The following is a 24,323-nucleotide window of genomic DNA, read 5'->3' as shown; positions in this document are numbered from 1 at the left end:
CCACCCAGTTCCATGACCACGACCCTAAGCACCTCCGGTGGAGACGGTCCGCGTGAAGTGTGAAGATCCTGTGGAGACGTTTCACCCTCTTTGCCGGTTGATGACGGCTGCATGTGTGACACAGGTCATGCACCCCGGGACCCCTCCGCGCAATCGACAGACTGCACTCCTGATCAGCGAAGAGTGAACAGACTGCCGTTGCCCCGGCGATGACCAGGCGCGCAGGATTCCGCAATGGCGCCGACACCCGCAGACCAGCGCGTGCACGACGACGGCCGGGTCGAGCTCGACCCCGCCGCCGTCGGGTCTCTCGAAGGCAGCCGGTTCTTCAACGAGGAACTGGCCCCCGTCGCGATCGAAAAACGAACCTGGACCACCTACAACTACTTCGCGCTCTGGATGGGGATGGCGCACAACATCCCCAGCTACGCACTGGCCGCATCCCTCATCGCCCTCGGCATGAACTGGGTGCAGGCGCTGCTCACCATCACGATCGGCAACCTGGTCGTGCTCGCACCGATGCTGGCCAACAGCCACGCCGGCACCAAGTACGGCATCCCGTTCCCGGTGTTCGCCCGCGCCTTCTACGGCCTGCGCGGCGCCAACCTCGCCGCCCTGCTGCGCGCGTTCATCGCGTGCGGCTGGTTCGGCATCCAGACCTGGGTCGGCGGCGAGGCCATCTACGTCATCCTCGGCAGGCTGCTGGGCTCGGGGTGGCGCGACTCCGCGATGATCGCCGGGCAGCACTGGACGCTGTGGCTCTCCTTCGTGGTGTTCTGGATCGGCCAGATGCTCATCATCTGGCGCGGCATGGACGCGGTCCGCCGGTTCGAGAACTGGACGGCGCCGCTGGTGTCCGTCGGCTTCCTGATCATGCTCGGGTACGTGCTCGTCAAGGCGGGCGGCTTCGGCCCGATCCTCTCCGACGGCGGCAAGCTCGGCTGGGGCCCGGACTTCTGGAAGGTGTTCGCGCCGTCGCTGATGGCGATGATCGCGTTCTGGTCGACGCTGTCGCTGAACATGCCGGACTTCACCCGCTTCGGCGGCAGCCAGCGCAAGCAGGTCCGCGGCCAGATCCTCGGCCTGCCGACGACGATGACGTTCATCGCGATCGTGGCCATCCTGACGACGTCGGGCGGGCACGTGCTCTACGGCGAGGACATCTGGGACCCGGCGAAGCTGGCCGACAAGTTCACCAGCCCGGCCGTGGTCGTCGTCGCGCTGGTCGCGCTGGTGCTCGCCACCATCTCGGCGAACCTGGCGGCCAACGTCGTCAGCCCGTCCTACGACTTCTCGAACGCGTTCCCGAAGAAGATCACGTTCGCGATCGGCGGCGGGATCACCGGCGTCATCGGCATCCTGATCCAGCCGTGGCGGCTCTACTCCGACCCGAACATCTACATCTTCGCCTGGCTCGGCTTCTACGGCGGCCTGCTCGGCGCGGTCGCCGGGGTGCTCGTCGCCGGCTACTGGTTCGTCAACCGCACGAAGCTCCGGTTGAAGGACCTCTACACACCCGATGGGGTGTATTGGTTCAGCGGCGGCTGGAACTGGCGCGCCCTGGTCGCCACGCTGGTGGGAGCGGTGCTCGCGGTCGGTGGGGCCTACAGCTCCGCCGACACCGGCCCGTTCCCCGCCGACGGGCTCATCCCGTTCCTCAAGCCGCTTTACGACTACAACTGGGTGATCGGCCTGGTCGGTGCGTTCGTCGTGTTCGCCGCCCTGGCTCGGCCTTCAAACAAGCCCTCAACGTATGAGAACAAGGAGGAAATCAGTGAGCGTGGTTCGAGCCGGCCTGATCCAGCAGCGGTGGACGGGTGACAAGGAGTCCATGATCAAGGCGGCGGTCGACCACATCGGCACCGCCGCTTCCCAGGGCGCCCAGGTCGTCTGTCTTCAGGAACTGTTCTACGGGCCGTACTTCTGCCAGGTGCAGGACGCCGACTACTACTCCTACACCGAGGCCATCCCCGACGGTCCGACGACCAGGCTCATGCAGGAGGTCGCCGAGCGCCACGGCATCGTGCTGATCGTGCCGATGTACGAGGTCGAGCAGCCCGGCGTCTACTACAACACCGCCGCGGTGATCGACGCCGACGGCACCTACCTCGGCAAGTACCGCAAGAACCACATCCCGCAGGTGCAGGGGTTCTGGGAGAAGTTCTACTTCCGCCCCGGCAACCTCGGCTACCCGGTGTTCGACACCGCGGTGGGCCGCATCGGCGTCTACATCTGCTACGAGCGGCACTTCCCGGAGGGCTGGCGCGCGCTCGGCCTGGCCGGGGCGAAGATCGTGTTCAACCCGTCGGCGACCAGCCGCAGCCTGTCGCAGTACCTGTGGAAGCTGGAGCAGCCGGCGGCCGCGGTGGCGAACGAGTACTTCGTCGGCGCGATCAACCGGGTGGGCGTGGAACCGCTGGGCGACAACGACTTCTACGGCCAGACGTACTTCGTCGACCCGCGCGGGCAGCTCGTCGGTGACGCCGCGTCCGACACCGACGACGAGGTCGTGGTCCGCGACCTCGACCTGGGGCTGCTCGACGAGGTCCGCAACCAGTGGGCGTTCTACCGCGACCGCCGGCCGGACACCTACGGCCCCCTCGCGGAGGCCTGATGACCACGCTCATCCAGGGCGGTCAGGTCGTTTCGCCGTCGGGTGCGCTCCTGGCCGACGTGCTCGTCGACGGCGAGACCATCGCCGCCGTCGGCGCGCCCGGGACGCTGACCGGCGACGAGACGATCGACGCCACCGGGAAGTACGTGCTGCCCGGCGGCATCGACGCGCACACGCACATGGAGATGCCGTTCGGCGGCACGCACTCCGTCGACACGTTTTCGACCGGCACCACGGCCGCGGCGTGGGGCGGCACGACCACGATCATCGACTTCGCCGTACAGGCCAAGGGAACGTCACTGCTGTCCACTTTGGACAAGTGGCACGGCAAGGCCGACGGGAACTGCGCGATCGACTACGGCTTCCACATGATCGTCTCCGACGTCAACGACCAGTCGCTGAAGGAGATGGAAGCCTGCGTCGACGGCGGGGTCGGCAGCTTCAAGATGTTCATGGCCTACCCCGGGGTGTTCTACTCCACGGACGGCGAAATCCTGCTGGCCATGCAGAAAGCGCGCGAAATCGGCGCGACGATCATGATGCACGCCGAAAACGGCATCGCGATCGACCAGCTGGCGGCACAGGCCGTCGCCGCCGGTCGCGTGGACCCGGTTCAGCACGGCCTGACGCGGCCGCCGGAGCTGGAAGGCGAGGCGACGTCCCGGGCGATCCAGCTCGCGAAGGTCACCGGTGCGCCGCTCTACATCGTGCACCTGTCGGCGTCGCAAGCACTTGCGGCGGTCGCGGAAGCGCGCAACGAGGGGCAGAACGTCTTCGCCGAGACGTGCCCGCAGTACCTGTACCTGTCCATCGAAGACCTGGCGAAGCCGGACTTCGAAGGCGCCAAGTACGTGGCTTCGCCGCCGCTGCGGGAGAAGTCGCACCAGGCCGACCTGTGGCGCGGGCTGCGGACGAACGACCTGTCCGTGGTGTCCACCGACCACTGCCCGTTCTGCTTCAAGGACCAGAAGGAACTGGGCCGCGACGACTTCCGGGCCATCCCGAACGGGATGCCGGGCGTCGAGCACCGGATGGACCTGCTGCACCAGGGCGTCGTCGCGGGCGAGCTGACGCTCGGCCGGTGGGTCGAGACGTGCTCGGCGACGCCGGCGCGGATGTTCGGGCTGTACCCGCGCAAGGGCGTCATCGCGGCGGGTTCGGACGCGGACATCGTGATCTACGACCCTTCGGCGACGCAGACGCTGTCGGCTTCGACGCACCACATGAACGTCGACTACTCGGCGTACGAGGGGTTCGAGCTCACCGGCCGCGTGCACACCGTGCTGTCCCGCGGGCGCGTGGTGGTCTCGCCTTCCGGCTTCTCGGGTTCGACGTCCCACGGGAAGTTCCTGTCCCGCTCGCTGAACCAGTACCTGAACTGAGGTGGGCATGGACTTCGGGATCGTGCTGCAGACGGACCCGCCCGCACGGGACGTCGTGCGGCTGATGAAGGACGCCGAAGACGTCGGCTTCCGCTACGGCTGGACGTTCGACTCGTGCGTGTTGTGGCAGGAGCCGTTCGTCATCTACTCGGCAATCCTGGCAGCGACGTCGTCTCTCGTCGTGGGGCCGATGGTGACCAGCCCCGGGACGCGGGACTGGTCGGTGATGGCGTCGACGTTCGCCACGCTCAACGACATGTACGGCAACCGGACGGTGTGCGGCATCGGCCGCGGCGATTCGGCGCACCGGGTGGTCGGCAAGCCACCGTCCACATTGGCCACCGTGCGCGACTGCATGCGTGTCGTCAAGGACCTCGCCGAGGGCCGCGCGGTGACCATGAACGAGAAGACCGTGCAGATCCCGTGGATCACGAACGGCCAGCTCGAGATGTGGATGGCCGGGTACGGACCCAAGGCGCTGCAGACGGTCGGCGAACACGCCGACGGCTTCATCCTCCAGTGCGCGGACCCGGCGATCGCGCGCTGGACGATCGGCGCGGTCCGCGACGCGGCCCGCGCGGCCGGCCGCGACCCGGGCGGCATCACGATCTGCGTCGCGGCCCCGGCGTACGTCGGCGACGACCTGGCCCACCAGCGCGAGCAGTTGCGCTGGTTCGGCGGGATGGTCGGCAACCACGTCGCCGACCTGGTGGCGCGGTACGGCTCGTCGGGTGCGGTGCCGCGCGAGCTGACCGACTACATCCGCGAACGCGAGGGGTACGACTACAGCCACCACGGCAAGGCGGGCAACCCGTCGACGGAGTTCGTCCCGGACGAGATCGTCGACCGGTTCTGCCTGCTGGGCCCCCCGGCTGCCCACGTCGAGCGGCTGCAGGAGCTGGCGGAGCTGGGCGTGGACCAGTTTTCGCTGTACCTGATGCACGACGACCGCGAGGCGACACTGGCGTCCTACGGGTCGCAGATCATCCCGAAGCTCACCACCTGATCCCGGCGGGCTGGGGGGTGACCCCACCCCGGATCCGGTGGTGCGCCCCCGTGCGCGCACCGGGTCCGGAACGGGACGCTCGGAAGATGACACCTCGGAACCTCCGCGCGGCGGCGGCGCTGGGGGCCGCCGCGCTCGCGGTCGGCGCCCTCGCCCCCGCCGCCGCGGCAAGCCCCACCGGAATCGTCTGGGAAGACACCTGCCAGGCCGGGTACCAGTGCGGACACCTCGACGTCCCACTGTCCTATCAGGACTCTTCAGCGGGTACCGTGCGGCTGGCGCTCGCCCGGCTGCCCGCCACCGACCAAGCCGGCAAGCTGGGCACCATCTTCTACAACCCGGGCGGCCCCGGTTCGTCCGGCCGGTTCGCCCCGGCGCTGACCCCCTCGTTGCACGCCCGCTTCGACATCGTCGACTTCGACCCACGCGGCGTCGGCGCCAGTTCGAAGATCCACTGCTTCACCGACCCGGCACAGCTGGAGGTGCTCCAGCGCGCGCTCGGCACGTTCCCCCTGACGCGCGCGGCCGAGCAGCAGCAGATCGCGGACACCCGGGTGGTCACCGACCTCTGCGAGCAGAACGCCGGCCCCTTGGCGAACCACCTGTCGACGGGCACCATCGCCCGCGACCTCGACCGCCTGCGGGTCGCGTTCGACGAGCCGAAGCTGCGGTACTACGGCAAGTCGTACGGCACCTACGTCGCCGAAACGTACGCGAACCTGTTCCCGGGCCGGGTGGGTTCGCTCGCGCTCGACGCCGTCGACGACCCGGTCCGCTGGTCGACCGGCCCGGCCCCGATGAGCTACCGGTTGCAGGGCTTCGCCGACGGCCCACGGGCGCTTCAGTCCTTTTTGGACGCCTGCGCATCGCGTTGCGCTTTCGACTACGACGAGATCCTGAACCGCCTGGAGCGCGGCCCGATCACGGTGACCGACATGACCGGACGCCAGGTCGTCGTCACGTACCAGAACGCGATCGCCCGGATCCACGGCTACCTGACCGACGCCCGGTCGGCACCCGAACTGGCGGCGTTCCTGCAGGCACTGGCGGACCCGGCTTCGCCGGCTCCGGCGTCAACGGGCGGCCCCCCGGACATCGACTCCCTCCTGGGCGGCGGCGCAACGCTGTGTTCGGACGCGGCGAACCCCCGAGAGCCGGCGGTCTGGTGGGACTTCGCCCACCGCGCCGACCGCGTCGGCCGCGGTTTCGGGCCGTTCGACGTCTACAAGACGCTGCCGTGCGCCACGTGGGGCGTCGCGGACACCGGCCGCTACGCGGGCCCGTGGAACCACCCGACGGCCCCGATCCTGCTGCTGGCCAACCGCCAGGGCGACCTCGAGACGCCGTACGCCGGGGCTCAGCGGACGGAAAGGCTGCTGGCCGACGCGCGCCTGCTGACCCTGGACACGTACGGCCACGGTTCACGGGGCAAGAGCGCCTGTGTCGACGCTTGGCTGGACCGCTACTTCGCCCAGGGTGCGGTTCCGGCCCCGGGCACGCTCTGCGCTCCGGAGGAGTAAAACGTTAAACGAGGATTGTGTCGAGGCGCTACGGTCAGCACGACTCGGCTGGATACGCCACAATTGCATTCCTGAGCCGCCTGCGCACCAGACTCGGCAAGGGAGTAGCTCGATGGTCTCGTTCGAGGCACTGCGAGGTTATCTACTCGAAGAGGTGCTCGCCCGCTTGCTCCAAGACAACGGCTATCGACTCCTGGTATCCGTCAAGCAGGATCCTGACGCACTGAAACGCGGAAGACACGGCCTACTCGTCCGCGGTCGCGGTTCCGACCACCAAGCCGATGTTCTCGGCGAACTGACCCTTCCAACGCCTTTCTCCCTGCCGTTGCGCGTCTTCGTGGAGGCCAAGTACCGGGGCCAAAAGGTCGGTCTGCGGGATGCGCGCAACGCACACGGAGTCGTTCACGACGTCAACGAACAGTATGCAACCGCGCATGCCGGCTCTCGACGGGTGCCCGTGCGACGGCACCTCTACCGCTACGCGCTCTTCTCCACCAGTGGGTTCAGTCTTCCCGCGCAGCAATACGCGCTGGCTCAGCAGATCTTCCTGGTCGATCTGTCCGGGCCCGCGTTCAGCAACCTGACCGAGGCGACGGATCGCGCAGCGAGGCGACTGGTTCAGCTCCTCTCGGAGACCGATGTGCCCTTTCCTCGAGGCCAGGTCCGAACAGCACTAAGAATCTCGTTGGGCACCTGGACCGATGATGGCTCATCAGAAGACGGGGGACCGCCGACCGAATCGAGTTCGTCGGTCCTCCACCAATCCTCACCCGTTCGGCGCGTCGGCCCTGACGAGTCGATCCGCCGCAACCCTGCCCACGCGGAGAAGCGCGCCTTGCCTCCGGAGCGCCTGATGTCCGTTGCGGACACACTCGCCAGCGAAATCGTCGGCTCGCTTCTCCTCGGTTTCCCTACCAGCCCCTTTATCCTCGTGCTCCGACCCGACAACCTGCCCGCGTTCGCCGCATACGTCATCGACCACCCCATCGAAGTACTTGTCGACATCCGGTTCGCTACGGCCCGGAATGCCAGCGGCGATTGGGTGATCGTTCCAGCGGACGGTTCGGAGAGGTTCGCGTTGCGGTTCTCGCTGCCCACTTTGCTGGCGAGCTGGCTTCTGGAGGACGAAACAGCCGTGGCCATGCGCGCCAGAGATGTCAAAGCCGGGCTTCTGTCCTCGATCTTCGTCTTTCACGATGCGCGGCTCGTCCGGTTGACCTTCCGGCCGCGCCGGCACACAGACCCGGCTCAGTCCACCAGCGCCTGGTAGACCAGCTGACGCAGCTGAGGCCGCAGCCGGTAAGTACTCGACGGCAGCAGTTGTGTGTAGAACCCCACCGTCAAGTCCTTGGCCGGGTCCACCCAAAAGGCGGTCGAGGCCGCGCCGCCCCAGGCGAACTCGCCCGCGGAGGACAACGTGCGGGCCTTCACCGGGTCCTCCAGCACCGAGAAGCCCAGCCCGAAACCGTGGCCGTCGAACGGCATCTCCGCGAACAGCGGGCGACCGAACGCCTCCAGGTCCACGTGGCCCGGCAGGTGGTTGCTCGCCATCAGGGACACCGTGCGCGGGGACAGCAACCGGACGCCGTCCAAGGCGCCGCCGCGCAGGAGCATCTCCGTGAAGCGCCAGTAGTCCGCCGCCGAGGACACCAAGCCTCCGCCGCCGGACAGGTAGTCCGGGGCGGACCGCTCCCCAGCGGCCGAACGCGTCGTTGCGGGTGGCCCGGCCGCCCGACGGCACGTACATGGCCGCCAAGCGCGCGGGGGAAGCCGCCACGAAACCCGTGTCCGTCATGCCCAGCGGTGTGAAGATGCGCGAAGCGAAGAACTCGTCCAGCGAAGAACCCGACACCACCTCGACGAGCCGTCCGAGCACGTCGGTCGCCACCGAGTAGTTCCACTCCGCGCCGGGCTGGAACAGCAGCGGCAGTGACGCCCACTTCGCACAGCACGCGGCCAAGTCGAGACCCGGTGGCGTGCCCCACTCGAAACCGGCCGCGCGGTAGATCGCGTCCACCGGGTGGCCGTGGTGGAAGCCGTACGTCAGGCCCGCCGTGTGGGTCAGCAGGTGCCAGACGCGGATCGGCTCAGTGGCGGGCTCGGTCAGCGGCGCCAACGCCGACCCCTTGACGTACACCCGCGGCGAAGCGAACTCCGGCAGCCAGCGCGAGATCGGGTCGTCGAGCTCCCAGCAGGCCCTCTTCGGCGAGCATCATCGCCGCGACCGAGGTGACCGGCTTGGTCATCGAGAAGATCCGCCACAGCGTGTCCGGCTCGACCGGCAGCGACGCTTCGACGTCCCGGTGGCCGCCGCGACCGAGGTGGACGATGCGGCCGCGCCTGGTCACCACCGCGAGCCAGCCCGGCAACCGGCCGTCCTCGACGTACCGGTCGAAATGCGCGTCGATCCGGGAAAGCCGCGCCGCGTCGAAGCCGGCCTCGGCCGGGTCGACGTCCACCTCGAAGTCCGCCATGCGGCGAGGTTACTTCTCCCGCGCCCGCTCGGCCGCCTTCTCCTCGCGCCAGGCTTCGTCGTTCTTGCCGGAGCGCCAGTAACCCGAGATCGACAGCAGCTCGCGCCGCACCCCGCGCTCGTCGAGCAGGTACTGCCGCAGGTCGCGCACGAACCCCGCCTCGCCGTGGACGAACGCCTGGACGACGCCCTCGCGCCACGGCAGCTCGCGCACCGCCGCGGCCACGTTGCCGCCGGACGCCCGGTGCAGCCAGGTGATCTGCGCGTCGGCCTTGGTGACCAGCGGCTGCTCCTCGTCCGCGTTCTCGACGAGGATCACCGCCTGCGCCGGGGCCCCGGCCGGGAGCGCTTCGAGCGACGCCGCAATGGCCGGCAACGCGCTTTCGTCCCCGGCCAGCAGGTGCCAGTCCACCTCGGTGCCCGGTGCGTACGCGCCACCCGGCCCCTGGAGCAAAAGCTCATCACCCGGCCGGGCCGAGGCCGCCCACGGGCCGGCGATGCCCTCGTCGCCGTGGTGGACGAAGTCGAGAACGAGCTCGCCGGCCTGCGGGTCGAACGCCCGGACCGTGTATGAGCGCTGCCGCGGCCAGTGTTCCCGCGGCATCGTGGCGCGGCACTCCTGGACGTCGAACGGCTCCGGGTACTCGACGCCCGGCACCTTGAACAGCACCTTCACGTAGGCGTCGGTGAACGCGTTGGGCGTGAACCCGGCGATGCCTTCGCCGCCCGCAACGATCCGGATCATGTGCGGGGTCAGCCGCTCGGTGCGCAGCACCTGCAGCCGTGTCGCGGGACGCCCGGACCGCCGGGGTGCTTCAGCCATCGGCCACTCCAACCACCACAAAGAACCATCGCTAAGGCTTACCTAAGTCACCCTACGCGCCGAAACCGGCCCGCGGCTACCCGGAAGCGGCCAGCTCCTGCAGCAACCGGGCGAACCCGGCCGCCACCCGTGCCCGGAATCCGATGAAGAACCGGTTCGCCAGGGGCACGCCCCACCGCCCTCGCGAAGCCGCGTTGACCACCCGGTGTTCGACGCGCGCCCCCGCCGGATCGGCCGTGACGCGGTACTCCCCGCGGTACCACCAGCCGCCCTGCACCGCGACGAACCCGCGCTCGCGATCGACGTCCATCCGCATCGGGTGGGCCCCTCCGGCGAGCCTGCGCCACAGCTCTTCGAACACCTCCGCGGGCGGCCGCGCGACGACCCCCGAGGCCTGCGCAAGCGTTTTCACGAGCGCGGATCCGACACCCGGGTGTTCTGGAACGCCGTGATCCGCCATGCACCGTCGTCCTGGACGAGCACGAAGCTGACGGTCGACTCGCGGCCCTCGTCCGTGGTGGCGGCACCGGTGAGCGACGAGCCACCGCCCACGATGGCGATCGCGACGTCGGGACGGACGAACCGCACCCGGGCCGCGACCTCGGGCTGCCCGGTCAGCTTGATGCCCTTGAGCGGCCCGTCGAAGAGGGCGCGGTGCGCGCTTTCGATCTGCGCGCGGCCGGGCATGGTCAGCCCGAAGTACGTCACGTAGTCCGCGTCTTCGGTGAAGAGCCGCCCGTACGCGGTCGCGTCACCGTCGTTCCAGGCCTGGGTGAGCCGGGCGAGGACGGCACGGACGTCGGCTTCGGCGGTGGTCGTGATCATGGGATCCCCCTCTTCGAACGATGTTCGTTCGCCGAACACTGTTCTACTATCGAACGGCGTTCGCGTCAAGTACAGTGTTCGAGTGACCCTTCCTCCGCCGCCCTGGCGCAGCGCTCCCCGCCGTCGCGCCGCGAAACCCGCCCTCTCGCAGGCCTCGATCGTGAAGGCGGCCTTGATGATCCTGGCCGAGGACGGCCTCGACGCGGTCACCATGCGACGGCTCGCCCAATCGCTGGAGACCGGGCCGGCGTCGCTCTACGCGCACGTCTCGAACAAGGACGAACTGGCGGAGCTGATGCTCGACGCCGTGCTCGCCGAGGCGCCGATCCCGGAGCCGGACCCGGCGCGCTGGGACGAGCAGGTCCGGGAACTCGTCCGTGGCCAGATCCGGGTGATGGTCGCGTACCCCGGCATCGCGCGCATCGCGTGGGACATCGCCGTGCCGGTCACGCCCAGTTCACTGAGGCAGGGCGAAGCGATGCTCGCCCTGCTGCGCGTGGGCGGATTGACCCTCGAGCAGGCAGCCTTCGCGGGCGACGCGTTGGCGCTCTACGCCAAGGCGTACGCCTACGAAGCGAGCAGCTGGACGTGGGGCGACATCGACGCGGCCGAGACTGCCCGCCGCGGCGAGCAGATGGTGGCGTACATGCGGTCGCTCCCCGCCGAGTCGTTCCCGAACCTGCTCGACGTCGGCCGGTTCTTCTCGGCGGACACGGCGGCCGCGCGCCTCGAGTTCGCCCTGGACACCTACCTCGCCGGTCTCAAGGTCATGGCGGCTCAGGGGGCGGTGAACTAGGGTCGCAGGACGATCTTGCCCCGGGTGTGCCGCTTCTCCAGCTCGCGGTAGGCCTCGCGCACCTCGTCCAGCGGGAAGACGCGCGCGACGGGCACCTCCAGCAACCCCTTGTCCGCCAGCACCGCCAGCTCGCGCAGGACACCGGCCGACGCCGCGGCCGCGTTGCCATCGGCCTTGACGTTGTACTTCTCCGCCGCCGCGAAGTCGATGATCGTGTCGATCCGGCCGGCGTACACCCCGAGGCGCAGCGCCAGCTCGACGTAGCCGGCGCCGAAGGTGTCGATGAACGCGTCGACACCGCCGGGCGCGGCCTCCTTGATCCGCTCGAGAACGCCATCCCCGTACTCCACCGGGACCACGTCTTGTTCGCGCAACCACGCGTGGTTGGCCGCCCCGGCCAGGCCGATCACCGTCGCACCGGACAGCTTCGCGAGCTGGACGACCAGCGAGCCGACACCGCCCGCGGCGCCCGACACGACGACCGTCTCGCCTTCGCGCGGGTACACCGCGCGCACGGCGGCGTAGGCGGTGGTCCCGGCGACGAACAGCGAGCCTGCCACTTCCCACGGCACCCCGTCCGGGCGCGGCGTCAGGTTTTCCGCCTCCGCGACGACGAAGTCCGCGTGGCTCGACCGCGTGTCGACCCAGCCGATCACTTCGTCACCGACGGCGATCTCCTCGACGCCCTCGCCGAGCTCGGTGACCACTCCGGCGAAATCGCTGCCCTGACCGGACGGGAACGTCGCCGGCCAGCGCTCGTGCATGAACCCCTGCCGGATGGCCGCCTCACCCGGGTTGATCCCGGCGGCGCGGACCCCGACGAGCACCTGGCCCGGACCCGGCGCCGGGCGGGGGACGTCTTCGACCCGGAGGACATCCACGCCGCCGTACTCGTCGAACCTGATCGCGCGCGCCATGTGGCCTCCTCGAACGTCGTTGCTTGATACAAGTAACGACGGCCGCCGGAGGTTTCATTCCCCGCCGGTCAGCCCGCGAGCCTGCGGACGACCCCGTCCGCCAGCAACCGCCCGCGGTCGGTGAGCACCGCACGGCCGCGGGAGTCCAAAGCGGACGGATCGAGCAGTCCCTCGGCCGCGGCCGCGCGCGCCTCGGCGAGCCCTGGCTCGTCGAGCACGTCGAGCGGGAGTCCTTCGGCGACGCGGAGTTCGAGCATGATCCGCTCGAGGTGCTGGTCGTCGTCGGTGAGCACCTCGAGCCCGGCCGCGGGCGAATCACCGCCGGCCAGCAGCGCGGCGTACCGCGCCGGGTGCTTGACGTTCCACCAGCGCACCCCGCCGACGTGGCTGTGCGCACCCGGACCGGCGCCCCACCAGTCGTCACCCCGCCAGTAGCCGAGGTTGTGGCGGCAGCGGGCCGCGTCGGAGGCCGCCCAGTTCGACACCTCGTACCAGTGCAGCCCCGCCGCGGACAGCATCGCGTCGATCATCTCGTAGTCCGCCGCGAGCACGTCGTCGTCCGGCGCGGGCAGCTCGCCACGGCGCACGCGGCGGGCCAGCGCCGTGCCCTCCTCGACGATCAGCGCGTAGGCGGAGACGTGGTCGACGCCGGCGGCCAGCACGGCGTCGAGCGTTGCGCGCAGGTCGTCCGCCCGCTCCCCCGGCGTGCCGTAGATCACGTCCAGGTTCACGTGGTCGAACCCGGCCGCGCGCGCTTCGGCGGCGGCCTTCCCCGGCCGGCCCGGGGTGTGCACGCGGTCGAGGATCTTCAGCACGTGCGGGGCCGCCGACTGCATGCCCAGCGAGACCCGGGTGTAACCGGCTTCCCGGATCCCGGCGAAGAACCCCGGCGACGTCGACTCCGGGTTCGACTCGGTCGTCACCTCGGCCCCGGGCGCCAGCCCGAAGACGTCGCGGACGGCGTCGAGCACCGAGCGCAGCCCGTCCGCGCCGAGTAGCGACGGCGTACCGCCGCCGACGAACACGGTGTCGGCGGCGGGCGGCACGACGAGCACGCGCGCGGCGAGTTCGAGTTCGCGGCGCAGCCCTTCGAGCCAGGACTGCGGCGACGACCCGGTGTCGAGCTCACCCGCGGTGTAGGTGTTGAAGTCGCAGTACCCGCAGCGCGTGGCGCAGAACGGGACGTGGACGTAGACCCCGAACGCTCTGCTGCCGAGCCCCTTCAGCGCGCTTTCCGGCAACGCCGGATCGATCGGGGTGGCGGGGTCGGGACGCAGCTCGGGCACTCCCGGATTGTCCACCCCGCCACGCTCGGTCGCGCCGGGAGGCCGATCGGGTTAACACCCGTTACGACGCGAGGAGGCTCGCCGTCCGGTACGACGACCCCGAAGCCGTGCACTTCACCCACCGTGGCTTGGCCGGCCCAAGTGGCCGTTGACAGCGACCGAAGCCGCCGCCGGGCACCCGAAGGTGCAGGTCGCGGGCCTGCCGGCCGGTCGCATTCTCCAGGCGAGTGACCCTTCTCCCACCATCCGGTCACCCCTGGACCACATTGTGGACGCGTGGCACGCTGACGCCGTGACTCATGCCGGTGTTCTCCTCGTGGCCCGCCGCCACGTCGACCTCCTGCGGGTCGCCAGCGCCCTCTGCGTACCCGTTCGCTGACTGCCGACGCCACCACCTGCCACGAATTCTGGACAGCCGGCGCCGGAGGAACCCCGCGAGCCGGCGGGCCTCCGCCGCCACGAAACGCCTCTCGGAGGACGCCGCCATGGCCACGCCCCAAACCCCAGCCCGCCCCGCGCGCGCCAAGCAGAAGCGCGGCGAAGGGCAGTGGGCGCTCGGTTACCGGGAGCCGCTGAACCCGAACGAGCGGTCCAAGAAAGACGACCACCCGCTCAACGTGCGGGCGCGCATCGAAAACATCTACGCCCACCGCGGGTTCGACGCGATCGACCCGGGTGACCTGCGCGGCCGGTTCCGCTGGTTCGGCCTCTACACCCAGCGCAAGCCGGGGATCGACGGCGGCCGCACGGCGGCGCTGGAGCCCGAGGAGCTCGACGACCGCTACTTCATGCTGCGGGTCCGGATCGACGGCGGGGCGCTGACCACCGAGCAGCTCACCGTGCTCGGCGAGATCTCGCAGGCGTACGCGCGCGACACCGCCGACATCACCGACCGGCAGAACATCCAGTACCACTGGATCCGGATCGAGGACGTCCCGGCGATCTGGGCCAAGCTCGAAAACGCCGGCATGACGACGATGGAGGCCTGCGGCGACAGCCCGCGCGTCATGCTCGGCTCGCCGGTCGCGGGCATCTCGGCGGACGAGGTCCTCGACGGCACGCCCGCGCTGGACGAGATCAAGCGCCGCTACATCGGCAAGCCGGAGTTCGCGAACCTGCCGCGCAAGTTCAAGACCGCGATCTCCGGCCAGCCCGACGTCGCCCACGAGATCCACGACGTCGCCTTCGTCGGCGTTGAGCACCCGGAGCACGGGCCCGGCTTCGACGTCTGGGTCGGCGGCGGCCTGTCGACGAACCCGATGCTCGGGCAGCGTCTCGGCGCCTGGGTGCCGCTGGACGAGGTCCCGGACGTCTGGGAAGGCGTCATCTCGATCTTCCGCGACTACGGCTACCGGCGGCTGCGCTCGCGGGCCCGGCTCAAGTTCCTGGTCAAGGACTGGGGCGCCGAAAAGTTCCGGCAGGTGCTGCAGGACGAGTACCTCAAGCGCGAGCTGATCGACGGCCCGGCGCCGGTCGACCCGGCCCTCCCGATCGACCACGTCGGCGTGCACCCGCAGGTCGACGGCAAGTTCTACGTCGGCGCGGCGCCGATCGCCGGCCGGTCGAGCGGCGGCACGCTCGTCGCCGTCGCCAAAGCTGCCGAGCGGGCCGGGTCAGGCCGGGTGCGGCTCACCCCCCAGCAGAAGGTCGTCGTGCTCGACGTCCCCGAAGCCCAGGTCGCCACGCTGTCGGCCGAGCTGGCCGAGCTGGGGCTGGAGACCAAGCCGTCGCCGTGGCGGCGCGGCGTCATGGCCTGCACCGGGCTGGAGTTCTGCAAGCTCGCCATCGTCGAGACGAAGGCCCGCGCGCAGCAGCTCGTCGCGGACCTCGAGAAGTCCCTCGCCGACATCCAGGACGGCCTCGACGCGCCGGTGAGCGTGCACCTCAACGGCTGCCCCAACTCCTGCGCGCGGATCCAGACGGCGGACATCGGCCTCAAGGGCCAGATCGTCACCGACGCCGACGGCAACCAGGTCGAGGGGTTCCAGGTCCACCTCGGCGGCGGTCTCGGCCTCGACGCCGGGTTCGGCCGGAAGCTGCGCGGGCACAAGGTGACCGCGGCCGAGCTGACCGGCTACGTCGAACGCGTCGTGCGCGCCTACGTCACCGGGCGCGAGCCCGGCGAACGGTTCCCGCAGTGGGCCGCACGGGCCGAAGAGAGCGCCTTGCAGTGACTTCCCCCGAACGAGCGGCTCCGTACTACTGCCCGTATTGCGGTGACGAGGACCTGCGGCCGGAAGAGAAGGGCGGCTGGCTTTGTTCCGCCTGTCGCCGGGTCTTCTCGGTCAAGTTCCTCGGCCTGTCCCTTCCGGAGGTATCCCGATGACCGCCACTGCCGACTACAAGACCCTCGCCGAGCGCGCTTCGCGGGAGCTCGCCGACGCGACGGCGGAAGAAGCGCTGCGCTGGACCGCCGAGACGTTCGGGGACGACTTCATCGTCGCGTCCAACATGCAGGACGCCGTCCTCATCGACCTGGCCACGAAGGTCAAGCCCGAGGTGGACGTCCTGTTCCTCGAGACCGGCTACCACTTCCCGGAGACGATCGGCACCCGCGACGCGGTCGAGGCGGTCTACCCCGGCGTGAAGATCGTGAACGCCCAGGCCGAGCAGAGCGTCGCCGAGCAGGACGCCGAATACGGCGCGAAGCTGCACGACCGCGACCCGACGCTGTGCTGCAACCTGCGCAAGGTCGTGCCGCTGCGCAACACCCTCGCCAACTACTCCGCGTGGGTCACCGGCGTCCGCCGCGTGGACGCGCCGACCCGCGCGAACACCCCGATCGTCACCTGGGACGACCGCAACGGCCTGGTGAAGGTCAACCCCATCGCGGCGTGGACCGACGACGAGTTCAAGGCCTACATCGCCGAGCACGGGATCCTGGAGAACCCGCTGGTCTCGATCGGTTACCTCTCGATCGGCTGTGCACCCTGCACCGCGAAAGTCGCGCCAGGGCAGGACCCGCGCAGCGGCCGCTGGGCCGGGCAGAGCAAGACCGAGTGCGGGCTGCACGGCTGATGTCAGACACCGAGGGACGCATGACGACACTGGAACCCGCCACCGACGCGGCTCAGGACAACCTCGCCGCGTTGGAGTCCGAAGCCATCCACATCTTCCGGGAGGTGGCGGGCGAGTTCGACCGGCCGGTGATCCTCTTCTCCGGCGGCAAGGACTCGACGCTGCTGCTGCACCTGGCGATCAAGGCGTTCTGGCCGGCGCCGGTGCCGTTCCCGCTGCTGCACGTGGACACCGGGCACAACTTCGACGAGGTCATCGAGTTCCGCGACCGCGTCGTCGAGCAGCACGGGCTGCGGCTGGTCGTCGCGAAGGTGCAGGACTGGATCGACGACGGCCGTCTCGAGGAGCGCGCCGACGGGCTGCGCAACCCGCTGCAGACCACGCCGCTGCTCGACACGATCGCGGAGAACAAGTTCGACGCCGTCTTCGGCGGCGGCCGCCGGGACGAGGAACGCGCCCGGGCGAAGGAGCGGATCTTCAGCCTCCGCAACGCCTTCGGTCAGTGGGAGCCCCGGCGCCAGCGGCCCGAGCTGTGGAACCTCTACAACGGCAGGCACCGCCCCGGCGAGCAGGTCCGCGTCTTCCCGCTGTCCAACTGGACCGAGGCCGACGTCTGGAACTACATCGCCCGCGAGAACGTCGAACTGCCGTCGATCTACTACGCCCACCGGCGCGAGGTGTACCTGCGCGACGGGATGCTGCTGGCCGAGGGCCCGTGGGGCGGTCCCCGGCCGGGCGAAGAGATCAGCGAGCGGACGGTGCGCTACCGGACCGTCGGCGACGGCTCGTGCACCGGCGCGATCGAATCCACCGCGGGCACCGTCGAAGAGGTCATCGCCGAGGTGTCGGCCTCGCGGCTGACCGAGCGCGGCGCGACCAGGGCGGACGACCGGATGTCCGAGGCGGCCATGGAAGACCGCAAGCGTGAGGGGTACTTCTGATGAGTTCGCTGCTTCGCCTGGCCACCGCCGGGAGCGTCGACGACGGCAAGTCGACGCTCGTCGGCCGGCTGCTGTACGACACCAAGTCGGTGCTCGCCGACCAGCTCGACGCCGTCACCCGTGCGTCCGTCGACAAAGGACTGTCCACACCGGACCTGTCGCTACTGGTGGACGGCCTGCGTTCGGAGCGTGAGCAGGGCATCACCATCGACGTCGCCTACCGGTACTTCGCCACGCCGAAGCGCTCCTTCGTGCTGGCCGACACGCCAGGCCACGTGCAGTACACCCGCAACACGGTGACCGGCGCGTCGACCGCGCAGCTGGCCGTGCTGCTCGTCGACGCGCGCAAGGGGGTGCTCGAGCAGACCCGCCGGCACGCGGCCGTGCTGGCGCTGCTCGGCGTGCCACAGCTGGTGCTCGCGGTGAACAAGATCGACCTGGTCGGCTACGACGAGGCGACGTTCACGGTGATCGCGAAGGAGTTCGCTTCGCACGCCGAGACGCTCGGGTACCCGCGCGGGTCGGTCCTCGCGATCCCGGTTTCGGCGCTGGAGGGCGACAACGTCGCGACGCGCTCGGAGCGGACGCCGTGGTACTCCGGCCCCAGCCTGCTCGAGCACCTGGAAGAGGTGCCGGTCGCGCCCGATCCGCACGACTCGGCGCTGCGGTTCCCGGTGCAGTACGTGATCCGCCCGCGCACGCCCGAGTACCCGGACTACCGCGGCTACGCGGGCCAGATCGCGGCGGGCACGGTGCGCCCGGGCGACGAGATCGTCGTGCTGCCGCAGGGCATCCGCAGCCGCGTCGAACGGATCGACACCGCGGACGGGGAGCTGGCCGAAGCCGGCGCGGGCACGTCGGTGACGCTGCTGCTCGCCGACGACATCGACATCTCCCGCGGCGACCTGATCGCCGCCGCGGACGCGCCGCCGCACGTCACCGACGAGATCACCGGCACGCTGTGCTGGCTGTCGGCCAAGCCGCTCAAGCCGGGCGCCCGCGTACTGGTCAAGCACGGCACCCGCACGGTGCAGGCGCTGGTCGGCGAGCTGCACGCGCGGTTCGACGAGCAGGCACTGTCCAGTGTGGACGCTCCGGGCACGCTGGAGCTCAACGACATCGGGCTCGTCACGCTGCAGCTGGCCGAAGAGCTGGGCGTCGACGACTACGCCGTCAGCCCGCGCACCGGCGCGTTCCTGGTGATCGACCCGAAGGACGGCGACACCCTCGCCGCGGGGCTGGTGGGTGATCGCTTCTCGTGACGCCTCCCCTGGTCGCCGTCGCGCACGGCAGCCGTGACCCCCGCTCGGCCGCGACCGTGCGGGCGCTCGTCGACGTCGTGCGCGCCCAGGCACCGGGTGCCGGAGTCCACGAGTCCTTTCTGGACCTGTCGGAACCACGGGTCACCGACGTGCTGCGGGAGCTGTACGCGTCCGGGCACCGGACGGCGGTCGTGGTGCCGCTGCTGCTGGGCAGCGCGTTCCACGCCCGGGTCGACCTGCCCGCGCTGATCGACGAGGTCGTCTCGGCGTGCCCGGGGTTCCGCGTCCAGGTGTCGGACGTGCTCGGCGCCGACCCGGCGCTGCAAGCCGTCGCCCTCGACCGGCTGGCGGCCGCGCCCCGCCACCGCGGCACGGGGGTGCTGCTCAGCGCGGTCGGCTCGTCGAACGCCGCCGCCAACGCCGTCGTCGCGTCGCTGGCCGCGCGCTGGGAAGAGCGGCTCGGGCTCCCGGTGAGCGAGGCGTTCGCCGGCGCGACCCAGCCCGACATCCCGGCCGCCGCCGCCCGGCTGCGGTCCCGCGGGGCACGCCACCTCGTGGTGGCCTCGTGGTTCCTGGCGCCGGGCCTGCTCCCGGACCGGATCGCGCGGCTGGCCCGCGAAGCCGACCCGGACGCGTTCATCGCCGCTCCGCTGGCGGACGACCCGCGCGTCGCGGACGTCGTCGTCGCGCGGTACGCCACCGCGGTCACCGCGTTGCTGCGGGCCGGGCAATACGCGTAGCGCCGGGTCCCCCTGCGGGCGGGAACCGCCCGTAGGGTGGCTTCATGGGGAACTTCGAACTCGCCCAGGTCAACATCAGCCGGATGAAGGCACCGCTCGACGACGACTCCTTCCGCGACTTCGTCGGCGCGCTGGAGCCGGTCAACGCCATCGCCGACCACGCGCCCGGCTTCGTGTGGCGGCTGCAGACCGAAGACGGCGACGCGACGTCGATCCGCGCCTTCGAGTGGGACGTGCGCGGCACGTCCGGGATCCTGGTCAACATGTCCGTGTGGACGTCGGTGGAAGCACTGGCGTCGTTCGTGTTCTCCGGCGAGCACCTGGCGATCCTCAAGCGCCGCCGCGAGTGGTTCCACCGCGTCCAGGACGTGATGACCGCGCTGTGGTGGGTGCCCGCGGGGCACCGGCCGACGACGGCGGAGGCCGAGGAGAAGATCAAGCACCTGCGCGTCTACGGCCCGACGCCCGAGGCGTTCACGCTGAAGCAGCACTTCTCCCCGGCCGCCGCCGCGCACGCGGGTGACCCCGATTGGCTGTGCCCCGCGTAACACCGGCCGCGCGGGGCGGATGTGCAAGGGTGGCGGGCATGGCTGACGAACTGGTGCACTACGACGTGGTGGGCGGCACCGCCACGATCACCTTGGACTCCCCGCACAACCGCAACGCGCTTTCGGCGCAGCTGCGCCGCGAACTCTCGGACTCGCTGGCGAAGGCGGCCGCCGCCGACGCCGTGCGGGTGATCGTGCTGACCCACACCGGGCCGGTGTTCTGCGCGGGGATGGACCTCAAGGAAGCGCGCGGCGCCGGCGCGGGCGACCAGGGCGTGAACGAGTTCCCCCGCATTCTCGAGCAGCTGTGGACCAGCCCGAAGCCGGTGGTCGCCCGCCTGGCCGGCCCGGCTCGCGCCGGTGGCATCGGCATGGTGGCGGCGTGCGACATCGCCGTGGCGGTGCCGGAAGCGACGTTCGCCTTCTCCGAGGTCCGCATCGGCGTGGTCCCGGCGATCATCTCCCTGACGGTCCTCCCCCGCCTCAACCCCCGCGCGGCGCACGAGCTGTTCCTGACCGGCGACACGTTCGACGCCCGCCGCGCGGTCGAGATCGGCCTGCTGAACTCGGCGGTCCCGGCGGACGAGCTCGACGCCGAGGTCACCCGCTTCGTCCGGGCGCTGGCGGCCGGCGGCCCGAAGGCGCTGGCCGAGACGAAGGCGCTGCTGAGCCGCCCGCGTCCGGCCACACCTTCGGAGGGGTTCGAGGAGATGCTCGGCCTGTCGACGAAGTTCTTCGCCAGTGAGGAAGGCCAGGAGGGCATCCTGGCCTTCGCCCAGAAGCGCAAACCGAACTGGGTGCCGCAGGACTGAAGCGCGGACGCGGGCCTGCTTGCGCGGAGCCGGCGCGAGCAGGCCCCCGCCGCAACGACGTGCTGCGGCGGCACCGCGCGGGGACGCCGCTCAGGCGTCCGGCAGCACGACCGTGAGCCGCCACGAGCCGGCGCTGCGGCCGTTCGGGCCGAGCGCGCGCTGCGCGTCCGAAAGGACGCTGCGGATCGCCAGGTAGGTCTTGGGTTCGGTCTTGCGCAGCGCGTCCGAACCCGGCCAGATCAGCACGTGCTCCCCCGGTGGCAGCCACGACAGGTCGGTCAGGCAGTCGTAGAGCGCGTCGAGGTTGTGCCCGAAGTGGTCCGGAAAGGACAGTGCCTCGGCGAACGCGGCCAGCGTGCCTGCCTTGTCCACGGCCGGCCGGGACGTCACCAGGTGCGGGTACGCGCCCCGGGCGAACGCCGCTTCCGCGGCGGCCTTCGCCTGCTCGTCGGCGCTCATCGGGCCGGGTCCACGACGACGAACGACGCGTAGTGGTCGCCGGTGTAGTACAGCTCGTGCGCCTGCCCGGTGATCAGCCGCCGGGCGCCGCGATCGGCGCTGCCCGGGGTCTTCACGGTGTATTCGTGGTAGTAGCCGGATTTCTTGCCGGGCAATCTCTTCTCGCGGTTCTCGAAGACGACGTCGTCGTTGCGCGGATAGGGGTACGGGCCGCCCGCCTCGATCAGCTTCCACGTGTCGGTGGCCTGCGGGGGCAGCGTGGAAAGCGCCTTCACCGGCAACCCGGAGTCCGCGCCCGGCACGGCCGCGCCGCCCTTGGCCGGCGTGCTGCTCTTCGCGGACCCGCTCACCGACGTACTCGGCGCGGGCGACGGCGAGCCGCCGCCGAGGTTGTCCTTGACCAGCCAGCCCCCCAGCACCAGCACGAGGAGCCCGATCAGCGCGGCGGTGATCCGCCTTCGGTTGAACATGGTGCGCGAGCCTATGCCGACCCGTCGGAGTCGTCGTCACGCCCCGGAGCGAGCCGGCGGGCGAAGAGCCCGACGAGCTTGTCGAGCACCCACGCGGCGGCCAGGCACAGCGGCACGACGACCACCATGACCAGCACGAACTGGACCGGGAACCACGCCTGGGCGAGCCACAGCTCGACCCCGTCCCACCAGTCGGCAAGCCCGTTGAACACGGTGTGAGCCTACGCGCGCTCTGCTGCCCCCACCCCGTAGGGGCGGTACGTTGCAGGACATGTTCGCCGTGTACGCGCAGGAGCCCAACGCCGAAAGCCCGCTCGACTCGCTCGTCGTGGGCGAGCGCCCCGAACCCGAAGTGCCCGGCGGCTGGGTCCGCGTGCACGTCAAGGCGGCCAGCCTCAACATGCACGACCTCTGGACGCTGCGCGGCGTCGGGATCAAGCCGGACCAGTTCCCGATGATCCTCGGCTGCGACGGCGCCGGCACCCTCGACGACGGCTCCGAGGTCGTCATCCACTCGGTGATCAACGCGCCGGGCTGGCAGGGCGACGACACCCTCGACCCGAAGCGCACGCTGCTCACCGAGAAGCACCAGGGCACCTTCGCCGACCAGGTCGTCGTGCCCGCCCGCAACGTCGTCCCGAAGCCCGCGGCGCTCAGCTTCGCCGAAGCCGCGACCATGGGCACGGCCTGGCTGACCGCCTACCGGATGCTCTTCGTGAAGTCCGGGCTGCGGCCGGGCCAGACGATGCTGGTGCAGGGTGCGTCCGGCGGCGTCTCGACCGCGCTGGTCCAGCTCGGCCGCGCCGCCGGGTTCCGGGTCTGGGTCACCGGCCGCAGCGAGGAGAAGCGCGCCCTCGCCACGAGCCTCGGCGCGCACCAGGTGTTCGAATCGGGCGCGCGGCTGCCCGAGCGCGTTGACGCCGTGTTCGAGACTGTCGGCAAGGCCACCTGGTCACATTCGGTCAAATCGCTTAAACCGGGCGGAATCATCGTCGTCTCCGGCTCGACCAGCGGCCCGGACGCCCACGCGGAGCTGCAGCGCGTCTTCTTCCTCCAGTTGCGCATCGCCGGCTCGACCATGGGCACCCGCGACGAGCTCGCGGACCTGCTCGCCTACCTCGACCTGACCGGCGTCCGGCCCCAGATCGGCGCGAAATTGCCTTTTTCCGAAGTGCTCAAGGGCTTCCGGGCGATGCTCGACGGGGACACCGCCGGCAAGATCGTCTTCACCCGCTAGACCCGCCGCGAGCTGGGCGGATCCCGCGATCCGCCGCTCGCGGAAAAGCATCCGCATCTCGTGAATGTTTGACGTCTTCAGTTCGAGACCTGGTCGTTAGCACCGAAATTCCACCAAAACCCCACCACGGCCAGCTAATCTGGAGTCATGACCGCGACGAAGCGGCCCGCACCGGCTGTACCGGGCGGCCGGCCCAGTGACGAAGATCCGATCCGGGTCTCCTTCCGGCGCTACGCCGGCGTCCGCACCCGTGTGCTCGAGGTGAGCGTCCCCGACCCGGAGCAACCCGCCGGGCGCCGCTCGCTGCGGCGCCGGGCCGCCGCGCCGCACGTCCGGCCCACGGCCCCGCGCCTGGTGCTCCTGCACGGCTACTGCGACAGCGCCGACACCTGGCGCCCCGCCTTGGAGCAGCTCGCGGCCGCCGGGATCCCGGCGGTCGCGGTCGATCTGCCGGGGTTCGGCGACGCCCAGCCGCTGCGGCCGGGCCCGATGCTGCCGCAGCTCGACGCGTTCACCACCGCCGTCGTCCGCGAGCAGGCGGTGCTCGGCTCGGTCGTGCTGGCCGGGAACTCCCTCGGCGGCACCATGAGCCTGCGCGCGGCACAGAACAGCAGGCTGCCGATTTCGGGGGTCGTGTCCATCGCCGCGCCGGGATTCGTCGACTCGTGGCTGATCCGCGCCGTCGCGCGCTACCCGCTGCCGCTGCGGCTGTACTCATCCCTGCCCGTCCCGGTGCCGGGATTCCTGGTGCGCAAGGTCGCCGAGCAGGTCGTCCCCCGGCTGCTGTACGCCGACTCGGCCGCGGCCGACGCGCTCCAGGTGCAGCGCTTCACCGCGCTCTTCCCGGACTACCGCGCGACCAAGACCCGGCTGGAGCAGGCCCGGCAGCTCGTCGCCGAACTGGTCGACGCCTACCGCCTCGACTCCGTCGAAGTCCCGCTGCTGGTCGTCGCCTGCGGCAAGGACAAGCTCGTCACCGCCGCGTCCGGGCGGCAGCTGCACACGCTGGTGCCGCACAGCAGGCTGCTGGTCCGCGAGGACTGGGGGCACTGCCCGCAGCTGGACGCCCCGGTGGAGATCGCGGAGCTGCTCACCTACTTCGCCGCGAGCGCGGTCCGGACCACGCAGGCCAAGCGGGCCGCCGCGACGGCGTCGAAGGCCGTCAGCGAGGACACCGCGGCGGGCTGACGCGCT

General features: G+C 70.5%; 26 protein-coding genes and 1 pseudogene. 18 read left to right on the top strand and 9 right to left on the bottom strand.

The window, feature by feature from the left end; all coding sequences use genetic code 11:
* The first annotated feature begins 234 nt into the window (after positions 1–234).
* The 6 genes from AB0F15_RS33420 (at position 235) to AB0F15_RS33395 (ending at position 7,792) form a co-directional block, all read left to right on the top strand.
* Entirely contained in the window at positions 235–1,821 is a 1,587-nt protein-coding gene (locus AB0F15_RS33420) for an NCS1 family nucleobase:cation symporter-1 (protein WP_360279190.1), read from the top strand.
* Between the two features lie 10 nt (positions 1,822–1,831).
* Positions 1,832–2,614: a nitrilase-related carbon-nitrogen hydrolase gene (locus AB0F15_RS33415; RefSeq protein ID WP_360279245.1), complete on the top strand. Its 783-nt coding sequence runs from the start codon at positions 1,832–1,834 to the stop codon at positions 2,612–2,614.
* Positions 2,614–3,996, top strand: a complete 1,383-nt coding sequence (hydA, locus tag AB0F15_RS33410; RefSeq protein WP_360279187.1) for a dihydropyrimidinase — start codon at positions 2,614–2,616, stop codon at positions 3,994–3,996. The genes AB0F15_RS33415 and hydA overlap by 1 nt, the downstream gene beginning before the upstream one ends.
* Before the next feature lie 7 nt (positions 3,997–4,003).
* Positions 4,004–5,002: a TIGR03842 family LLM class F420-dependent oxidoreductase gene (locus tag AB0F15_RS33405; protein WP_360279184.1), complete on the top strand. Its 999-nt coding sequence runs from the start codon at positions 4,004–4,006 to the stop codon at positions 5,000–5,002.
* 86 nt (positions 5,003–5,088) lie between these two features.
* Positions 5,089–6,522, top strand: coding sequence for an alpha/beta fold hydrolase (locus AB0F15_RS33400; protein ID WP_360279181.1), 1,434 nt, complete (start codon positions 5,089–5,091; stop codon positions 6,520–6,522).
* A gap of 112 nt (positions 6,523–6,634) precedes the next feature.
* Positions 6,635–7,792, top strand: coding sequence for a hypothetical protein (locus tag AB0F15_RS33395; RefSeq protein ID WP_360279179.1), 1,158 nt, complete (start codon positions 6,635–6,637; stop codon positions 7,790–7,792).
* On the opposite strand, the pseudogene AB0F15_RS33390 reads toward AB0F15_RS33395, so the two are convergent.
* The 4 genes and pseudogenes from AB0F15_RS33390 to AB0F15_RS33375 all read right to left on the bottom strand — a co-directional run bounded on the left by AB0F15_RS33390 (position 7,771) and on the right by AB0F15_RS33375 (position 10,643).
* Positions 7,771–8,996, bottom strand: a pseudogene (locus AB0F15_RS33390) (serine hydrolase domain-containing protein). The gene AB0F15_RS33395 and the pseudogene AB0F15_RS33390 overlap by 22 nt on opposite strands.
* A 9-nt stretch (positions 8,997–9,005) precedes the next feature.
* The gene (locus tag AB0F15_RS33385; protein WP_360279176.1) at positions 9,006–9,818 is read right to left on the bottom strand and encodes a siderophore-interacting protein; all 813 of its coding nucleotides are present in this window, start codon (positions 9,816–9,818) and stop codon (positions 9,006–9,008) included.
* 76 nt (positions 9,819–9,894) lie between these two features.
* The gene (locus AB0F15_RS33380) at positions 9,895–10,230 is read right to left on the bottom strand and encodes a hypothetical protein (RefSeq protein ID WP_360279173.1); all 336 of its coding nucleotides are present in this window, start codon (positions 10,228–10,230) and stop codon (positions 9,895–9,897) included.
* Complete coding sequence (locus tag AB0F15_RS33375) at positions 10,227–10,643, bottom strand: SgcJ/EcaC family oxidoreductase (protein ID WP_360279170.1); 417 nt, start codon at positions 10,641–10,643, stop codon at positions 10,227–10,229. Before AB0F15_RS33375 ends, AB0F15_RS33380 begins: the two co-directional genes overlap by 4 nt.
* 82 nt (positions 10,644–10,725) lie before the next feature.
* On the opposite strand from AB0F15_RS33375, the gene AB0F15_RS33370 reads away from it, so the two are divergent.
* A complete protein-coding gene (locus AB0F15_RS33370; protein WP_360279167.1) occupies positions 10,726–11,439 on the top strand; it encodes a TetR/AcrR family transcriptional regulator in 714 nt (237 codons plus the stop codon).
* Here the strand turns inward: AB0F15_RS33370 and AB0F15_RS33365 are convergent.
* Both AB0F15_RS33365 and hemW read right to left on the bottom strand, forming a co-directional pair.
* The gene (locus tag AB0F15_RS33365) at positions 11,436–12,356 is read right to left on the bottom strand and encodes an NADP-dependent oxidoreductase (protein ID WP_360279164.1); all 921 of its coding nucleotides are present in this window, start codon (positions 12,354–12,356) and stop codon (positions 11,436–11,438) included. The genes AB0F15_RS33370 and AB0F15_RS33365 overlap by 4 nt on opposite strands.
* A 68-nt stretch (positions 12,357–12,424) precedes the next feature.
* Positions 12,425–13,642 (bottom strand): radical SAM family heme chaperone HemW, encoded by a 1,218-nt coding sequence (hemW, locus tag AB0F15_RS33360; protein WP_360279242.1) that lies wholly within the window; start codon positions 13,640–13,642, stop codon positions 12,425–12,427.
* Between the two features lie 184 nt (positions 13,643–13,826).
* Between hemW and AB0F15_RS33355 the strand changes: the two genes are divergently transcribed.
* The 9 genes from AB0F15_RS33355 to AB0F15_RS33315 all read left to right on the top strand — a co-directional run bounded on the left by AB0F15_RS33355 (position 13,827) and on the right by AB0F15_RS33315 (position 20,963).
* The gene (locus tag AB0F15_RS33355) at positions 13,827–14,021 is read left to right on the top strand and encodes a putative leader peptide (RefSeq protein WP_360279236.1); all 195 of its coding nucleotides are present in this window, start codon (positions 13,827–13,829) and stop codon (positions 14,019–14,021) included.
* Between the two features lie 106 nt (positions 14,022–14,127).
* Positions 14,128–15,816: a nitrite/sulfite reductase gene (locus tag AB0F15_RS33350; RefSeq protein ID WP_360279161.1), complete on the top strand. Its 1,689-nt coding sequence runs from the start codon at positions 14,128–14,130 to the stop codon at positions 15,814–15,816.
* On the top strand, positions 15,813–15,968 hold the full coding sequence (locus AB0F15_RS33345) for an Insertion element protein (protein WP_360279158.1): 156 nt from the start codon (positions 15,813–15,815) through the stop codon (positions 15,966–15,968). The genes AB0F15_RS33350 and AB0F15_RS33345 overlap by 4 nt, the downstream gene beginning before the upstream one ends.
* The gene (locus AB0F15_RS33340) at positions 15,965–16,660 is read left to right on the top strand and encodes a phosphoadenylyl-sulfate reductase (protein WP_360279155.1); all 696 of its coding nucleotides are present in this window, start codon (positions 15,965–15,967) and stop codon (positions 16,658–16,660) included. The genes AB0F15_RS33345 and AB0F15_RS33340 overlap by 4 nt, the downstream gene beginning before the upstream one ends.
* Before the next feature lie 20 nt (positions 16,661–16,680).
* Positions 16,681–17,601 (top strand): sulfate adenylyltransferase subunit CysD, encoded by a 921-nt coding sequence (gene cysD / locus AB0F15_RS33335; RefSeq protein ID WP_360279152.1) that lies wholly within the window; start codon positions 16,681–16,683, stop codon positions 17,599–17,601.
* Complete coding sequence (locus AB0F15_RS33330; protein ID WP_360279149.1) at positions 17,601–18,863, top strand: GTP-binding protein; 1,263 nt, start codon at positions 17,601–17,603, stop codon at positions 18,861–18,863. The genes cysD and AB0F15_RS33330 overlap by 1 nt, the downstream gene beginning before the upstream one ends.
* Complete coding sequence (locus tag AB0F15_RS33325) at positions 18,860–19,603, top strand: CbiX/SirB N-terminal domain-containing protein (RefSeq protein WP_360279146.1); 744 nt, start codon at positions 18,860–18,862, stop codon at positions 19,601–19,603. Before AB0F15_RS33330 ends, AB0F15_RS33325 begins: the two co-directional genes overlap by 4 nt.
* 44 nt (positions 19,604–19,647) lie before the next feature.
* Positions 19,648–20,151, top strand: a complete 504-nt coding sequence (locus AB0F15_RS33320) for a DUF3291 domain-containing protein (RefSeq protein WP_360279144.1) — start codon at positions 19,648–19,650, stop codon at positions 20,149–20,151.
* Positions 20,152–20,189: 38 nt separating this feature from the next.
* A complete protein-coding gene (locus AB0F15_RS33315; protein WP_360279141.1) occupies positions 20,190–20,963 on the top strand; it encodes an enoyl-CoA hydratase family protein in 774 nt (257 codons plus the stop codon).
* Between the two features lie 90 nt (positions 20,964–21,053).
* On the opposite strand, the gene AB0F15_RS33310 is transcribed toward AB0F15_RS33315, so the two are convergent.
* Genes AB0F15_RS33310 through AB0F15_RS33300 form a run of 3 tightly spaced genes read right to left on the bottom strand, consistent with a single transcriptional unit; the run spans position 21,054 to position 22,104 of the window.
* On the bottom strand, positions 21,054–21,422 hold the full coding sequence (locus AB0F15_RS33310; protein WP_360279138.1) for a barstar family protein: 369 nt from the start codon (positions 21,420–21,422) through the stop codon (positions 21,054–21,056).
* On the bottom strand, positions 21,419–21,892 hold the full coding sequence (locus AB0F15_RS33305; protein ID WP_360279135.1) for a ribonuclease domain-containing protein: 474 nt from the start codon (positions 21,890–21,892) through the stop codon (positions 21,419–21,421). Before AB0F15_RS33305 ends, AB0F15_RS33310 begins: the two co-directional genes overlap by 4 nt.
* Positions 21,893–21,903: 11 nt before the next feature.
* Positions 21,904–22,104, bottom strand: coding sequence for a hypothetical protein (locus AB0F15_RS33300; protein WP_360279132.1), 201 nt, complete (start codon positions 22,102–22,104; stop codon positions 21,904–21,906).
* A gap of 59 nt (positions 22,105–22,163) precedes the next feature.
* Here AB0F15_RS33300 and AB0F15_RS33295 point away from each other — a divergent pair, with 59 nt between their 5' ends.
* Positions 22,164–23,129 (top strand): zinc-binding dehydrogenase, encoded by a 966-nt coding sequence (locus AB0F15_RS33295; RefSeq protein ID WP_360279130.1) that lies wholly within the window; start codon positions 22,164–22,166, stop codon positions 23,127–23,129.
* Between the two features lie 147 nt (positions 23,130–23,276).
* Positions 23,277–24,317 carry an alpha/beta hydrolase gene (locus tag AB0F15_RS33290; RefSeq protein ID WP_360279127.1) on the top strand — a complete coding sequence of 347 codons (1,041 nt, stop codon included), beginning with the start codon at positions 23,277–23,279 and terminating at the stop codon, positions 24,315–24,317.
* The last annotated feature ends 6 nt before the right edge of the window (positions 24,318–24,323 follow it).

This window comes from Amycolatopsis sp. NPDC026612 (assembly GCF_040638285.1).
Classification (GTDB): domain Bacteria; phylum Actinomycetota; class Actinomycetes; order Mycobacteriales; family Pseudonocardiaceae; genus Amycolatopsis.
The sequence above is the reverse complement of the archived record's forward strand: the minus strand, read 5'-3'. Positions and strand labels throughout refer to the sequence as shown.

Excerpts from the sequence above, each read along its gene's own strand:
- AB0F15_RS33290 (WP_360279127.1), top strand. The coding sequence starts at position 23,277 with ATGACCGCGACGAAGCGGCCCGCACCGGCTGTACCGGGCGGCCGGCCC.
- AB0F15_RS33310 (WP_360279138.1), bottom strand. The coding sequence starts at position 21,422 with ATGAGCGCCGACGAGCAGGCGAAGGCCGCCGCGGAAGCGGCGTTCGCC.
- AB0F15_RS33295 (WP_360279130.1), top strand. The coding sequence starts at position 22,164 with ATGTTCGCCGTGTACGCGCAGGAGCCCAACGCCGAAAGCCCGCTCGAC.
- AB0F15_RS33330 (WP_360279149.1), top strand. The coding sequence starts at position 17,601 with ATGAGTTCGCTGCTTCGCCTGGCCACCGCCGGGAGCGTCGACGACGGC.
- AB0F15_RS33350 (WP_360279161.1), top strand. The coding sequence starts at position 14,128 with ATGGCCACGCCCCAAACCCCAGCCCGCCCCGCGCGCGCCAAGCAGAAG.
- AB0F15_RS33395 (WP_360279179.1), top strand. The coding sequence starts at position 6,635 with ATGGTCTCGTTCGAGGCACTGCGAGGTTATCTACTCGAAGAGGTGCTC.
- cysD (WP_360279152.1), top strand. The coding sequence starts at position 16,681 with ATGACGACACTGGAACCCGCCACCGACGCGGCTCAGGACAACCTCGCC.
- AB0F15_RS33400 (WP_360279181.1), top strand. The coding sequence starts at position 5,089 with ATGACACCTCGGAACCTCCGCGCGGCGGCGGCGCTGGGGGCCGCCGCG.
- AB0F15_RS33365 (WP_360279164.1), bottom strand. The coding sequence starts at position 12,356 with ATGGCGCGCGCGATCAGGTTCGACGAGTACGGCGGCGTGGATGTCCTC.
- AB0F15_RS33420 (WP_360279190.1), top strand. The coding sequence starts at position 235 with ATGGCGCCGACACCCGCAGACCAGCGCGTGCACGACGACGGCCGGGTC.
- AB0F15_RS33340 (WP_360279155.1), top strand. The coding sequence starts at position 15,965 with ATGACCGCCACTGCCGACTACAAGACCCTCGCCGAGCGCGCTTCGCGG.
- AB0F15_RS33315 (WP_360279141.1), top strand. The coding sequence starts at position 20,190 with ATGGCTGACGAACTGGTGCACTACGACGTGGTGGGCGGCACCGCCACG.
- hydA (WP_360279187.1), top strand. The coding sequence starts at position 2,614 with ATGACCACGCTCATCCAGGGCGGTCAGGTCGTTTCGCCGTCGGGTGCG.
- AB0F15_RS33320 (WP_360279144.1), top strand. The coding sequence starts at position 19,648 with ATGGGGAACTTCGAACTCGCCCAGGTCAACATCAGCCGGATGAAGGCA.
- AB0F15_RS33415 (WP_360279245.1), top strand. The coding sequence starts at position 1,832 with ATGATCAAGGCGGCGGTCGACCACATCGGCACCGCCGCTTCCCAGGGC.
- AB0F15_RS33385 (WP_360279176.1), bottom strand. The coding sequence starts at position 9,818 with ATGGCTGAAGCACCCCGGCGGTCCGGGCGTCCCGCGACACGGCTGCAG.
- AB0F15_RS33405 (WP_360279184.1), top strand. The coding sequence starts at position 4,004 with ATGGACTTCGGGATCGTGCTGCAGACGGACCCGCCCGCACGGGACGTC.
- AB0F15_RS33305 (WP_360279135.1), bottom strand. The coding sequence starts at position 21,892 with ATGTTCAACCGAAGGCGGATCACCGCCGCGCTGATCGGGCTCCTCGTG.
- AB0F15_RS33375 (WP_360279170.1), bottom strand. The coding sequence starts at position 10,643 with ATGATCACGACCACCGCCGAAGCCGACGTCCGTGCCGTCCTCGCCCGG.